The organism is Acinetobacter sp. YH12137 (assembly GCF_013418535.1).
In the GTDB taxonomy this organism is placed as follows: domain Bacteria; phylum Pseudomonadota; class Gammaproteobacteria; order Pseudomonadales; family Moraxellaceae; genus Acinetobacter.
Genome location: NZ_VPBW01000011.1, coordinates 45,661 through 59,799 on the forward strand (window position 1 = coordinate 45,661; position 14,139 = coordinate 59,799).

The 14,139-nt window shown below is 46.3% G+C and carries 10 protein-coding genes; 5 read left to right on the forward strand and 5 right to left on the reverse strand.

Features of this window, described 5'->3' with window-relative positions; translation table 11 throughout:
- Positions 1–8: 8 nt before the first annotated feature.
- Together secD and secF are read left to right on the forward strand one after the other, a co-directional pair.
- Positions 9–1,907, forward strand: a complete 1,899-nt coding sequence (gene secD, locus FTU72_RS07945) for a protein translocase subunit SecD (RefSeq protein ID WP_159123076.1) — start codon at positions 9–11, stop codon at positions 1,905–1,907.
- A 7-nt stretch (positions 1,908–1,914) separates the two neighbouring features.
- Positions 1,915–2,889: a protein translocase subunit SecF gene (secF, locus tag FTU72_RS07950; RefSeq protein ID WP_171064806.1), complete on the forward strand. Its 975-nt coding sequence runs from the start codon at positions 1,915–1,917 to the stop codon at positions 2,887–2,889.
- 49 nt (positions 2,890–2,938) lie between these two features.
- On the opposite strand, the gene FTU72_RS07955 is transcribed toward secF, so the two are convergent.
- The 5 genes from FTU72_RS07955 to cysM all read right to left on the reverse strand — a co-directional run bounded on the left by FTU72_RS07955 (position 2,939) and on the right by cysM (position 9,191).
- Positions 2,939–3,595, reverse strand: coding sequence for a hypothetical protein (locus tag FTU72_RS07955; protein WP_180052653.1), 657 nt, complete (start codon positions 3,593–3,595; stop codon positions 2,939–2,941).
- A 93-nt stretch (positions 3,596–3,688) separates the two neighbouring features.
- A complete protein-coding gene (locus FTU72_RS07960; RefSeq protein ID WP_179992984.1) occupies positions 3,689–5,998 on the reverse strand; it encodes a bifunctional (p)ppGpp synthetase/guanosine-3',5'-bis(diphosphate) 3'-pyrophosphohydrolase in 2,310 nt (769 codons plus the stop codon).
- Between the two features lie 44 nt (positions 5,999–6,042).
- Positions 6,043–7,419, reverse strand: a complete 1,377-nt coding sequence (gene rlmD / locus FTU72_RS07965; RefSeq protein WP_180052654.1) for a 23S rRNA (uracil(1939)-C(5))-methyltransferase RlmD — start codon at positions 7,417–7,419, stop codon at positions 6,043–6,045.
- Positions 7,420–7,425: 6 nt separating this feature from the next.
- On the reverse strand, positions 7,426–8,244 hold the full coding sequence (locus tag FTU72_RS07970) for a 3'-5' exonuclease (protein ID WP_180052655.1): 819 nt from the start codon (positions 8,242–8,244) through the stop codon (positions 7,426–7,428).
- A 17-nt stretch (positions 8,245–8,261) separates the two neighbouring features.
- Positions 8,262–9,191 carry a cysteine synthase CysM gene (gene cysM, locus FTU72_RS07975; RefSeq protein WP_034702431.1) on the reverse strand — a complete coding sequence of 310 codons (930 nt, stop codon included), beginning with the start codon at positions 9,189–9,191 and terminating at the stop codon, positions 8,262–8,264.
- A 331-nt stretch (positions 9,192–9,522) separates the two neighbouring features.
- Between cysM and FTU72_RS07980 the strand changes: the two genes are divergently transcribed.
- The 3 genes from FTU72_RS07980 to FTU72_RS07990 all read left to right on the forward strand — a co-directional run bounded on the left by FTU72_RS07980 (position 9,523) and on the right by FTU72_RS07990 (position 14,124).
- Positions 9,523–12,330 (forward strand): ATP-binding protein, encoded by a 2,808-nt coding sequence (locus FTU72_RS07980; RefSeq protein ID WP_179992987.1) that lies wholly within the window; start codon positions 9,523–9,525, stop codon positions 12,328–12,330.
- A 102-nt stretch (positions 12,331–12,432) separates the two neighbouring features.
- Entirely contained in the window at positions 12,433–13,221 is a 789-nt protein-coding gene (locus FTU72_RS07985; protein WP_005233879.1) for a crotonase/enoyl-CoA hydratase family protein, read from the forward strand.
- 36 nt (positions 13,222–13,257) lie between these two features.
- Positions 13,258–14,124: an NAD(P)-dependent oxidoreductase gene (locus tag FTU72_RS07990; RefSeq protein WP_180052656.1), complete on the forward strand. Its 867-nt coding sequence runs from the start codon at positions 13,258–13,260 to the stop codon at positions 14,122–14,124.
- Positions 14,125–14,139 lie beyond the last annotated feature (15 nt).

Below are 14,139 nucleotides of genomic sequence, written 5' to 3' on the forward strand. Positions count from 1 at the left end.
GAAAACGAATGCGTTACCCAGCATGGAAATATGTGCTGATCCTGGTTGTCCTGGTGGTCAGTACTTTATATGCCCTGCCAAGTTTGTATCCAGATGAACCTGCTGTACAGATTTCGGGTGCCAAAGCCGGTACTCAGATTGACGCAGGCATCGTACAAAAAGCAGAGCAGATTTTAACAACTGAAAATATTGCAACTCACGACAATAGCTTTAGTAATAACGCTGCTTTATTACGTGTAAATTCAAGTGAAGCACAGCTGAAAGCCAAAGAAGCTTTACGCCGTGGTTTAGGTGATGAATACGTCGTAGCACTTAACCTTGCTCCAACCACCCCAGAATGGCTACAGAAAATTGGCGCCAAACCAATGAAACTGGGTCTGGACTTACGTGGTGGTGTTCACTTCCTGCTCGAAGTGGATATGGACAAGGCGATTGCACAGCGTATGGACACCTCTGCAACTGACCTGCGTCGTCAGCTGCGTGATAACAACCTGAAATTCAATAGCCTGAATTTAAGCAATAACACCATTGTTGTGCAGTTTGCCAATAATGATGATCGTGCTGCCGTCATGGATTTCTTGCGCCGTAATGGCAATGAATTCAACCAGCAGGCAGTGGCGACTGAAACAGGTTCGACTTTACGCCTCAACTATACCGATACGCGTAAGCAGGAAATCGAATCTTATGCGGTGAACCAGAACTTAACTACTTTACGTAACCGTATTAACGAGTTAGGTGTGGCTGAAGCGCTGGTACAAACCCAAGGTAGCAACCGTATTGTGGTTGAACTTCCGGGTGTACAGGATACCGCAGAAGCAAAACGTGTCTTGGGTCGTACGGCGAACCTGGAATTCCGTCTGGTGTCTGATCTGAATGATCAATACATCGATCCTTATACTGGCCAATTAAGTGGTACAGCTCCAGCAGGAACTCAGGCATTTGCTTATGAATCTCTGGACAGTGGTCGTCAGTTATTGCTAAACCGTAACCGTATTTTGACCGGTGAACGTGTACAAAATGCATCTTCTGGCTTTAGTCAGGATACTGGTGGTGCTGAAGTTAATATTACTTTGGACAGCGCTGGCGGTAAATTGATGGCAGATGCCACACGTAATGCCGTAGGCAAACGTATGGCGGTACTGTTCATTGAGAACAAGCAAAAGATCAGCTACGTAGAAGACCCGGCAACAGGTGCACAAACTGAAGTGCGTACACCATATACCGAATCTGTGGTGATTAACGCTGCTACCATTCAGGCAGTATTGGGTTCTCAATTCCGTATTACCGGTCTGGACTCACCTCAGGAAGCTTCTGAGCTTGCCTTGATGCTACGTGCTGGTGCTCTGGCTGCGCCAATGTATTTCGTTGAAGAACGTGTGATTGGTCCAAGTCTGGGTCAGGAAAATATTGATAAAGGCGTACTCTCTACTCAAATCGGCTTCATTTTAGTGGCGATCTGGATGGTGGTATTCTTCCGTCTGTTCGGTGTCATTGCCAACTTCGCGCTGGTCGTTAACCTGGCAATGATTCTGACAGTGATGTCATGGATTGGCGCTTCCCTCACCCTGCCGGGTATTGCAGGTATCGTGATTACTATCGGTATGGCGGTCGATGCCAACGTACTGATCTGTGAGCGGATACGGGAAGAAATGAAATGGGGCGCCTCGCCGAAACAGGCAATTGTGGCCGGTTATGATCGGGCCTATAACACCATTTTCGACTCGAACTTAACTACCTTCCTGGTAGCGTTCATTCTGTTCGCAATTGGTACTGGTCCGATCAAAGGCTTTGCTGTCACCCTGATGATTGGTATTGTCTGCTCGATGTTTACGGCGATTACCGTAACCCGTGCGATCGTACAGATCATCTATGGCAAAAAACGTAACTTGAAAAAGTTGAGCATTTAGGAGATCGATGATGACTGAAAATACTCAACTGAATCAAAAACAGTATGGTCGTCCTGAAGACGAACGTATCATTCCGTTTATGAAGATTGCATTGCCTGCGGCAGTGTTCTCTATCATCCTGACGGTTGCCAGCATCTTCTTTATTGCGACTAAAGGCTTGAACCTCGGTCTGGACTTTACCGGTGGTGTATCAGCAGAGCTGAACTATACCAATCCGGTAAAACCTGATGATGTAACTCAGGCACTCAGCAAAGCTGGCTTTGATGATGCTGTCGTGCAGACTCTGGGCTCGGAACGTGACCTGATGGTACGTATGCCGGTTCAGGAAGATATTGAAGCAGAAGACCTTACCAAAGCCGTTACTGCAGCAGTTCAGCTGCCAGGCAATGCGGCTCAGGTACCTAAGGTCGATGTAGTCGGTGGACAGGTCGGTAATGAGCTGTATGTGCGTTCTGCGGGTGCAGTTGCTCTTGCCCTCTTGCTGATGCTGGTCTATGTCACTATCCGCTTTGAGTTCAAACTGGCGATGGGTGCGGTACTGTCATTGTTCCACGATATCGTGGTGACGATTGGTATTTTTGCCATGATGCAATGGCCATTTGACCTTACGGTTCTGGCTGCACTACTGGCGATCATCGGTTTCTCACTCAACGATAACATCGTGGTTTCTGACCGTATCCGTGAGAACTTCCGTAAGATCCGGGGTGCCGAACCTGTTGAAATTATCAATATTGCCTTGACTGAAACCTTACGCCGTACCATTCATACTTCTATGACTTTATTACTGGTTGTAGTGGCCATGATGATCATGGGCGGTGCTGGCCTGAAATGGTTCTCGATTGCGATGTTTGTAGGTGTCTTTGTCGGTACCTATTCTTCGATCTATATCGGTACAGCCTTCGCCCTGTGGCGCGGTCTGAATCGTCAGGACTTTATTGTTCAGGTGAAACCAGAGTTTGAAGACGAAAATCAGCTTCCATAAGCTGCCCGTTTTCGATTTCCCTATTCAGCCCATCTTATGATGGGCTGAATTATTTCTGGTCTAAAAAAATTGAATGCTGAGGCACTATGGCAATCACAGGATGGATTTTAGCTATATCAGATTTCTGGAAACTGACCTTGCGGCTTTCATCCAGACTTTGGATCTGATAGCTGTCCTGGTTTTCCGAAATCAGCTCCACAATGAGCTGCAGTCCATTAATTAAATAAAGACACATCAAGCCAGATGGCTGTAAATCAGCTTGCTCATCACAGACCAACCACCAGCCTGCTTTTAGGCTCGGAAAATAATATTGTCCTGTGACCTGAATGGCATAATGCTGAAGCTCCAATTTAAGCCATGGTAAAAGTCTTTCTGCCGAATCTATAGTTTTCATTTTAAAGGCTTGCTGCTCAACAACCTGCATCTGGAACAAATTCATTTTTACAGGACTAGATGCCAATTCAATAACAGGTGCTTGAGCACGATCCAATATTAAACTTTCCAGGCCCAGTTGCTGCTCCAGCTCGCGTGCGGCCTTCTCTCCAATCTGGCGCTTACTGTTCAATAGCTGGGTAATATAGGCTGCAGACAGACCAAAGTGCTCGCAAATCTCTTTGCCATTTTTAAACTGCTGGCTATCAATCAACTGATCGATTACTTTGGCCAGATTATTTCGTCTCAGTTCAAATATTTCCGTGGCACTCATGTTTATTATTTGCTCTTTTCCCTCTTCAGCACACCTTATAACAAAAAAGCCCGCAATTGAATTGCGGGCTTTTCTAATCATGCCTAAAAAGAATCAGTTACCTTGAACCAGACGGCGGGCACTGATAATTCCCGGCTGCTGTTCAAGACGGGCCAATAATTTGGAAAGTTGAGCCAAGCCTTTAACTTCGATCAACAGCTTCATATTGGCAATACCATCTGCTTCAGAAATAGTATTTACCTGACGGATATTGATCTGATCCGAGAAAATCACCTGAGTCAGATCTTTAAGCAAACCACGACGGTCATAGGCTTCCACCACAATCTGCACGCTCTGACCGCGAGTCGGTTGCATTTCCCAGTCGGCTTCTACCGCACGTTCCGGTTCCTGCGAGATCATGCGTACATAATCCGGACAAGCCACCTTATGGATGCTTACACCGCGATTCAGCGTAATATAACCCGCAATCGATTCACCATGCACCGGCTGACAGCACTGGGCTACATGCAGTTCGACGTTATCCAGACCATCAATCAGAATACCATGTGCAGACAAAGTATGGCTGGCACGCGGATTCAACGCCGGTTTCAGCACCAGTTCAGGCTCATCCTGATCCAGATGCATATGACGGTTCACCTGATTGATCAGGGCATGCAGGCTGATATCACCATTCACCAGACCAATCAGAATGTCTTCACCACTTTTCACATTGAAATGGTTGCAATAATCACCCAAGTCGATTGATTTCGGGTGAATTGCTAGACGTGCCAATTCTTTATTCAGAATTTCACGACCCACTTCCAGATTCTTACTGCGATCCTGCTGACGGAACCAGTGACGTAACTTGTCACGGGCACGTGCAGTCTTGATATAACCCAGTGAATTAACCAACCAGTCCCGATTTGGTTCACGGTCTTTCTTGGTCAGAATCTCAACCTGTTCCCCGGTTTTCAAGGCATAGGTTAAAGGTACATAGCGCTGGTTGACCCGGGCTGCATAGCATTTGTTGCCGACTTCCGTATGTACATGATAGGCAAAGTCGAGTACGGTTGACCCTCGTGGTAACTCTTTAATATCACCATCACGGCTGAACACATAGATTTTTTCAAAGCCTTCAAAATCTTGAATATGCTCAAAATTTTCAACTTCCTCTTCTTCATCCTTATGTGCACTGGCTTCATTGCGTTCCTGATAATGCTCAATCACTGCACGCAGGGAATGCAGACGATGATTAAAGGAAGTATCGGTATTTTTCGAACCTTCCTTATAGTTGAAGTGTGAGCATACGCCAAGTTCAGCCTCTTCATGCATCGTATAAGTACGAATCTGCACTTCAAGTGACTTGTTTTCCGCAATCACAGCTGTGTGTAAAGAGCGATAACCATTGGCCTTCGGATTGGTAATATAGTCATCAAACTGATGCGGAATATGTCGCCACAATTGATGTACGATCCCGAGCGTGTGATAACACTCAGGCACACTTTTCACCAATACACGCAGCGCACGGATGTCATACAGCTGGTCGAAGCTCAGGCTTTTGCTTTTCATTTTCCGATAGATCGAATAAATGTGCTTCACCCGGCCGTTAATTTCAGCTTCAATGCCGTGTTCTGCCAGCTCTTCACGCAATTTATCAATCACGAACTGAATATATTGTTCACGTTCCAGACGCTTTTCATTCAGCAAAGAGGCAATTTCTTTATAGCGTTCTGGCGCCAGATAGCGGAAGGCCAGATCTTCGAGTTCCCATTTCAACTGGGCAATCCCGAGACGATGCGCTAGAGGAGAATAAATGGTGAGAATTTCTCGTGCGACCCGTTCTTGCCGTTCACGTGAAGAATTGGCCAGTTCGCGCAGTGCATAGGTACGTTCTGCCAGCTTGATTAACACGACGCGGACATCTTCTGTCACTGAAATCAGCATCTTGTAAATGCCAGACAGATGTTCACGCTGGTTATTATTAAAGTGATCTTCCAGGCGTTTATTTTTTTCAATCAGCTCAGACAGCTTACCCATGGACAGCGTGCCTTTGACCAGACTGTAGACCTGTTCACCGAATTTTTCCTGCACTTCTGCCAGTGGCATGACGCCTTCACGTACTGCGCGGTAAAGCATGGCAGCGGACAAGGTATCTTCATCGACATAGAGATGCGCGAGAATATCCGCCATTTCAATACCGGTATAGAAGGTATTAGAGCGATGCTGAATCGTACTTTGTAGCTCTTTTTCTAAGGTTAAACGGGCAACTTCTTCGAGCTGCTTCAGGGGAGCCCCGTCTAATATGCCACGAACCCGATCTAACCATTCAGTCAGATCCTGCTGTGCTTGTTCGGCATGTTCTACAGTCGCCTCCTGTGACAACTCAGTGAGCCGCCCAGGCAGTTGCTCACGTACTGTGACCATACCCTTCTCCTACTTTTAGATACATCATCTCTTTGATCGTTTATTTAATTTTCTTTTTCGAACAAGGCAATCGACTCGACATGTCCGGTATGCGTAAACATATCCATCACACCGGCTTTCGTTAGCTGATAACCCTGTTGTACCAGTAGCCCTGCATCTCTTGCAAGCGTAGCAGGATTACATGACACATAAACGATTCTTTTGGCACCAAACTGAGGAATATAATGCATGACTTCTTCTGCTCCAGCACGTGGCGGGTCGATTAATAATGCATCAAATCCTTGATTTGCCCAAGACTGGTGCGAAAAATCTTTGGTTAAATCTTGTGAATAGAACGAAACTTGTGCAATACCATTATTGTTAGCATTTTCCGCACCGCGTTGCACCATTTCCTCACTTCCCTCAACCGCAACCACCTGACCAGACGCACCAACACAGCGCGCCAGTGGCAAAGAAAAGTTTCCTAATCCACAAAACAGATCCAGAACGCGTTCGCTCTGCTGTAATTGAAGCAAATCACATGCCAAGCGCACCATTTGCGGATTGATCGTTGAATTGACCTGAGTGAAGTCCAATGGATTAAAACCGAATTCCACATCAAAGTCATCAAGACCATAGTGTAAGCGTGCTGCCTGTTCAGGCTCATCAATCCGCTTCAAATAATCTTGGCCTGCAGGCTGCAAATAAAGCTGCCAACCTTTCTCTAACGTAAATTGGCGCAATCGGTTGACATCTGTTACCGATAATTCTGCGGTTTCACGAATGAGCAACGCAATGTCATGATCACCCATAGCCAATTCTATATGACCAATATCTGCCTGACCATCGAGACTTTGGAGCAATTGTTTAAGACGTGTAACCGATCCAAACTCGCGATCCAGGATCATGCAGCGGTCAATCGAAGTCAGCTTATTGGTCTGGTTTTCACGAAAACCGACCACCAGCTTGTCTTTTTGAGGCAGATAGCGCACCCCAATCCGGGCTTTACGACGGTAATCTTCACGTTGTGAACGTAGCGGTGGCAACCATTCTTCAGGCTGAATCCCGGCAAAATGCTGCAAATGTGATTTCAGAACATTCTGCTTAAGTTCAATCTGTGCATCTGGATGGATATGCTGCATATTGCAGCCGCCGCATACGCCAAAATGTGGACACACAGGTTTGACCCTGATCTCGGAAGCCTCACTGAGCAACTCAAGGCTATCCGCCTCTTCCAGTTTTTTGACTTCACGGGTAATGCGGGCACGTACGGTTTCACCCGGCAAGGCATAGCGGATAAAGACTTTCTTACCATGCTTTTCAAGTGGATGATCCGGATGTGAACCATAGTGAGCGATGCCACGTCCTTCATGTGAGAGTGATTCAACCTGAAAAATATACTCGGATTGCGGCGCTGGACGTGGTTGTACTCGACGTTTCATGAAAACCTAGGATGTGGAGATGGGAAAATCAAAACGGGTAAATTCAGTTCTTTGTGAGGTTTCACGCCAGACTGATAAAAAATCTGCATGTTGCGGCTGGGTATGCAGGTATTGAATCGTACTCTGCACCAGATGCTGATAATCAGGCAACATCAACTGGCCTTTTAGCAACAGCCAGCGAATATAGACCAACCAGGTATTGAGCACATCACCTTCGCAATAGCTGGTGAGTGCGTTCCATTGCTGGTTACGTACATATTCAGGTACATGATAGCCACCATCACCACGCTTGCCTGGATAACCCAGTAAATGAGCAACATCATCCAGTTTCTGAAAATGACGGGCATGAAACATGGCCATAACATCCATCAAATCAACATGACGCTGATGGTAACGATTCTGGTAGTTATTATAACGCTTTTGCGTATCAATTTCGCCCTGATCGAACAGACTTGGGGCAGATAAACCATGATACATGGCCCGATAAAGAATAACCGGCAGGTCAAATTGTGAGCCATTCCAACTGACTAGCGTCGGATGACGCTTGTCAAAAATAGATAAGAATTTTTTTAAAATCTCTGCTTCACTGTACTGTTCACGGCTGAAAGAAAACAGGCGCATGCCCTGTTCATCCATCCATAAACCGGAAATACAAACAATCTCATGCAGTGGCAGACGCTGAAAGTCCGAGCCTGATTCCTGACGGCGTAATTTGGTCAGAGCCTGATCCAGATCAGCCTCAGACAGATCCAGACCAAACAGATGCGCGCCTGATTTAAGATCGGTTTGAGTTTCAATATCGAAAGTTAAAACAGGCAGGCGCATAAAAGATTTCTCAAAAATTATTCAGGGTCTTGTACAGAGAATAAGCCTGTAGACAGGTAACGGTCACCACGGTCACAGATAATACACACAATTACTGCATCCGGATTTTCTTCTGCGAGCTTGATGGATGCCCAAACTGCACCGCCAGAAGATGTACCGGCACTGATACCTTCTTTTTGCGCCAGTTTACGCATGGTGCGTTCCGCTTCAATCTGTGGAATATCGATAATACGGTCGATACGGCTACGATCAAAAATCGTTGGCAAATATTCTTCTGGCCAGCGACGGATACCGGCAATGCTAGAACCATCAGATGGCTGTAGGCCCACAATCTGAATATCCGGATTCATTTCTTTCAGATATTTAGATACGCCCATGATCGTACCTGTAGTACCCATTGAGCTGACAAAGTGTGTAATTTTGCCACCTGTTTGCTGCCAGATTTCAGGACCTGTGGTCAGGTAATGCGCTTCGACATTGTCCGGGTTACCAAACTGGTTTAACACCAGACCTTTACCTTCAGCCTGCATTTGCAAGGCCAGATCACGTGCACCTTCCATGCCCTGCTCTTTGGTCACTTCAATCAGTTCAGCACCATAAGCACGCATTGCGTCCTTACGTTCCTGACTCATGTTATTCGGCATAATCAGCTGCATCTTGTAACCACGCATGGCCGCAACCATCGCCAATGCAATCCCTGTATTTCCGCTGGTCGCCTCAATCAAGGTATCACCCGGTTTGATCTGTCCGCGCTTTTCCGCCTGCATGATCATGTTATACGCTGGACGGTCCTTGACCGAGCCTGCCGGATTATTTCCTTCGAGTTTTGCAAGTACTGTGGCTTGAGTGTGACTAGCCAGACGCTGCAAACGCACCAGTGGCGTTTTGCCTACATAATGGTCCAGTAAAAATTCGTCTGCTTGAAAATCAGGGGTGGTATTACTCATTATTTGCACCTATATCGAGGTGCGGCTATTGTATGAAAAAATGCATTTCCCTGCACCCATTTATAGCAGTGCTTTTGCATAAAACTGTATAGATCACGATCAGCACGGCCAATTCGCCCTGTTTTAGCTTGATAAAACTCCTCAATCGTGACAGTGACTTAGCTCACTTCTCCCCCTGAAAAGATTTGCTTAAACACACATAATGACTGTTCAGCGCAATGGTTCTTATTTTCTGCGTTAATCTGGAGCTTTAGAAAAATAATGCTGAAATTTTAACAGTAGATTTAAAGCATGCTAATATGCAAAGCATAAGGAAAATACTGCTTGAATCATGTCAAATATCAACAAAAAGCTGTTTAAACGCCTACACTTAAATCATGCTTATGGACAGCTGATTGCACTGATTTTTGTACCCATTACTATTCTGGCCTGTGTTGGTGCTGCTCTGGTCATTTCAGAAACTTCCAATGCTGCCCGTGCCCAGCAAAAGCAGATGGCCATTGCGATTCTGACCCGTTTTCAGGCCACTTCTGAATATGCGCTGGACATTTTGAGCCTTTATCCATGGCAATATGAACAAGCTCATGACGCCATGCAAAATATGCTGAATGAAAAGCATCTGGTTCGTGCGGCTATTCTGGATGAAAATGGTAAAAGTAAACTCGGTATTGGGTTTCAGGAACAGGCGCCTTGGCCGGACTTTAAAAAAGACGGCAATTTTGTTGGCCCAATCTTAGATAAAAACAATCATATTTATGCAGTCAAAGTAAATGAAAATGGCATGAATGCAGGCTGGCTGGCGATCGAACTGGACAATCAGCCCTTAGAAATTGCCCGCTACCGGGTCCTGATCGTTTTGATTGCGACCGGCTTATTGACCTTATTGCTCTTGTTGTTATGTCTGAATTTCTATTCTCGTCGCTGGATTGCACCGATGTATGAGATTCGCATGCAGCTACAACGCCTGAATGCCGATACCCTAGATCAGCATATGGTGATTAACAGTACCGGTGAACTGCGTCTTTTGCAGCGTGATATTGCCAATGTGGTGAAACGTCTGCATTTCAGTTTTCTGGAATTGCGCGAGCATACCGAACAGACTGAAGATGATTTGCGCCGTACTCTAGATACTTTAGAAGTTCAAAATATTACTTATCGTCAGGCACGTGATCAGGCGATTTCGGCCAACCAGGCCAAGTCGGTGTTTCTGGCCAATATTTCCCATGAATTACGCACACCCTTAAATAGTATTGATGGTTTTATTCACCTGCTGCTGCGTCAAGGCAATCTTAGCAATGAGCAAAGCCTGTATTTACAGACCATCCGCAAATCTTCTGCGCATCTGCTGGCCCTGATCAATGATGTACTGGATTTCTCCAAGATCGATGCCGGCAAACTGGAACTGGAAACCGCACCTTTTGATCTGGAAGAAGCCATTTTCGATGTGATGGACATGCTCTCGCCACTGGCTGCACAGAAGCATATCGATATGGCATTCTATTTTGCAGACAATGTGCCAAAACATGTGATTGGTGATGTACTACGCTTCAAGCAGATTCTGACCAACCTGATTTCCAATGCGATCAAGTTTACTCCAGATGGCGAAATCATTGTCCGGGCACGCATGGAGCACGATGATATTGGACAATGTCTGCTGCATTTCAGTGTTCAGGACAGCGGCATTGGCCTGAGCGGAACTGACCGCAAGAAACTGTTTGAATCGTTCTCGCAAGGCGACACCTCGGTCACCCGCCAATTCGGTGGTACAGGTCTAGGGCTGGCCATTTCTAAGCAACTGGTTCACCTGATGCATGGTCAGATCGGCTTTGAAGATAACCAGGAACGTGCACCAACAGAAAAAGGCTCAACCTTCTGGTTTACTGCCCAATTCCCGGTGGATGAAGATATTGTTCATGAACATCCTGACTTCAGTGATCTGACCGTTGTGTCTTATCTTGCCCATCCGGCAACAGCGAATGTTTTGAGACATTATCTGGAAAATTATCGCGTTAAACATATTGAATCGACTTCCATTCTGGATCTGTTCAGTCGTCTGAACCATTTACAGAATATTGAGAATACCTGGCTGATTGTTGACCATAGTGGCGATAGCCAGGCTCTACTGACAGAAATTCGCTCTCGCTATCAGGGGCATCTGGCTGTGTATGGTTATCAGATGCAGCTAGATCCGAACATGCTGAATGATCATCGTGCTCGTGCCCTGCATCAGCCACTGAGTCGTAGTGCCTTGATCCAACTGCTCGGCAATCAACCCGTCTTCGATCAGGAACAGCATGAAGACTTTAATGGTCAGGGACTGCATATCCTTGCCGTTGATGACCATTTGCCGAACCTGATTGTTCTGGAAGCTTTACTGGCCGAACTGAATGTCACCACGACCAAAGCCATTAGCGGACAGGAAGCGATTGATATCATCCAGAGCCGTTATGAACAGGGTCTGCCGTCCTTTGACCTGGTGTTTATGGATATCCAGATGCCAGTGATGTCGGGTATCGATACCACCCGTGCAATCCGTTCACTGGAATCAACTTTTGAAAATCATCAGCGTCTGCCGATTATTGCCCTGACAGCACATGCCCTTTCCGATGAGAAGCAAAAACTGTTGCAAAATGGTATGGATGATTATGTCACTAAGCCTATTCAGATTGATCAGATCGTGCAGATCCTGACGCATTGGACGACTGAGAGTTTTAAAAAGATTCCGGTGCTGGAACGTGCCAATGTCATTGATGCGCTGGATCCGAATATTCTGGACTGGCAGCAAAGCCTGCAACTGGCGGCCAATAAAGAAGATCTGGCCGTCGATCTGCTCAGCATGCTGGTCGACAGTTTTGAAAAAGAGCTGGATGAAATTGAGCAATTAATTGAGCTGGAAGATTTTCCGCAGCTGGAACATGTTTTGCACCGTCTCTATGGGGCTACTCGTTATGTCGGCACACCGACTCTGCAAAAAGTTACCGGAAGTTTTGAGCAGTTTGTCTCGACCTTGCGTAAGGAACGCCGTAAGGCCGATGACAGTTTTGTTCAGGAAGTATTGAAATATCTGGATGAACTGAAAGCCGTAATTGAGCAGGTAGAACAGGCAGCCCAGCAAATCTTAAACAAGCATAGTGGTTAAATCATTGTTGTTTTAATCACTCATATCTGTATGACTGCGCTGTCATGCAAGCACAGATTGCTCATGCTATGCTCGCTTACAGAAAAATTAAGGATGAATACCATGTCACTTGTGCGCTTTGAAAAAAATAATGGAATTGCCACGGTTACTCTCAGCCGTCCAGACAAACGTAATGCTATGAGCTTTGCCCTGCTGCGTGAACTGGTGCAGATTGCGAACCGGATTAAAAAAGACAAGTCAGTGCGTTGTGTCATTTTAACCGGTGAAGCGCAGGTCTTTAGTGCCGGCATTGACTTGGCCGATTTAAATAATCCTAAAAATCGGGCCTATGCGGCTTGGGAACTGATCCGTCCTGGACAGAGCTTATTCCAGAAAGCTTTTCTGGTCTGGCAGGAACTGCCTGTCCCCGTCATTGCAGCCATTGAAGGTTTCTGCTTTGGTGCAGGTATGCAACTTGCGCTGGCTGCGGATATCCGGATCGCTCACCCTGCGACCAAAATGTCAATTATGGAAACTCGTTGGGGCCTAGTACCAGACATGGGATTAACGCGTTCACTCAAAGGTCTGATCGGGATTGATCTGGCCAAAGAGCTGACCTTAACCGCACGTATTTTTGAAGGTGCCTATGCCAAAGAAATTGGCCTGATCACCCATGTTGATGAACAGCCATTAGCAAAAGCACAAGCTTTGGCTGAAGAAATGTTACAACGCTCTCCAGATGCCTTGATGGCCTCTAAATTTGTGCTGGATGCGATGGAGCACAAACCCAACAAGTCATTGCGTATGGAAAAAATCTGGCAGCTTAAACTGTTACTCGGTAAAAACAGTCAACTGGCACGCAAGAAGGATAAAAATCCAGACGTGCAGTTTGTGCCACGTCAATATCGATAATTATGGCTGAAGCAAAATCAAAAGATGAGAGATAAAATGCAATTCGATCATGATAGCAAAATTGCCTTTTTAGGTATGGGACTCATGGGCAGTCGTATGGCAACCCGCTTGCTAAAAGCAGGTTTTCAAGTTGCAGTCTGGAACCGTACGGCCAGTGCCTGCGATCCTTTGTTTGCTCTTGGAGCCACTCCGCTATCTCTAGATCAAATTGCAAATTATCCGGTTATTCTGACTTGTCTGGCAGATGATGCGGCAGTGCAATCGGTCTTTGAGCAGATTCAGCCCAATCTAGTGGCTGGACAGGTTATTGTCGATTTTTCCAGTCTTTCCGTACATCAAACCAAAACTCTAGCTGAACAGGCCCAAGCTAAACAAGCGATCTGGATTGACTCTCCTGTGTCTGGCGGTACAGTCGGTGCAGAACAAGGCACGCTAGTCATCTTCGCTGGTGGTGATACAGAAACTATTACCGCACTTGATCCCATCTATACCGTGCTTTCACAACGTGTTACTCGTATGGGGGATACGGGAACCGGTCAGGCGACTAAAATCTGTAATCAGCTGATTGTGGCAGCGAATAGCACCTTGATTGCTGAAGCAGTAGCTTTGGCCGATCGTGCCGGTGTGGATACTGCCTTGCTTGCACCCGCATTAGCTGGTGGTTTTGCTGACTCCAAGCCTTTTCAGATTCTGGCCCCACGTATGGCCAGCCAGACGTTTGAACCCGTGCAATGGAAAGTGCAGACACTGTCTAAAGACCTGAACAATGCGGTGCAACTGGCTGCTACTTTGTCTTTGGATATCCCTGTGGCAAGCCAGGCCCTGTCTCAACTCAAAGCCCATCAGCAAGACGGATTTGCTGAGGCCGATCTGGCTACTGTAATCAAGCATGTAGACCGCTAATATTACATTTCAATA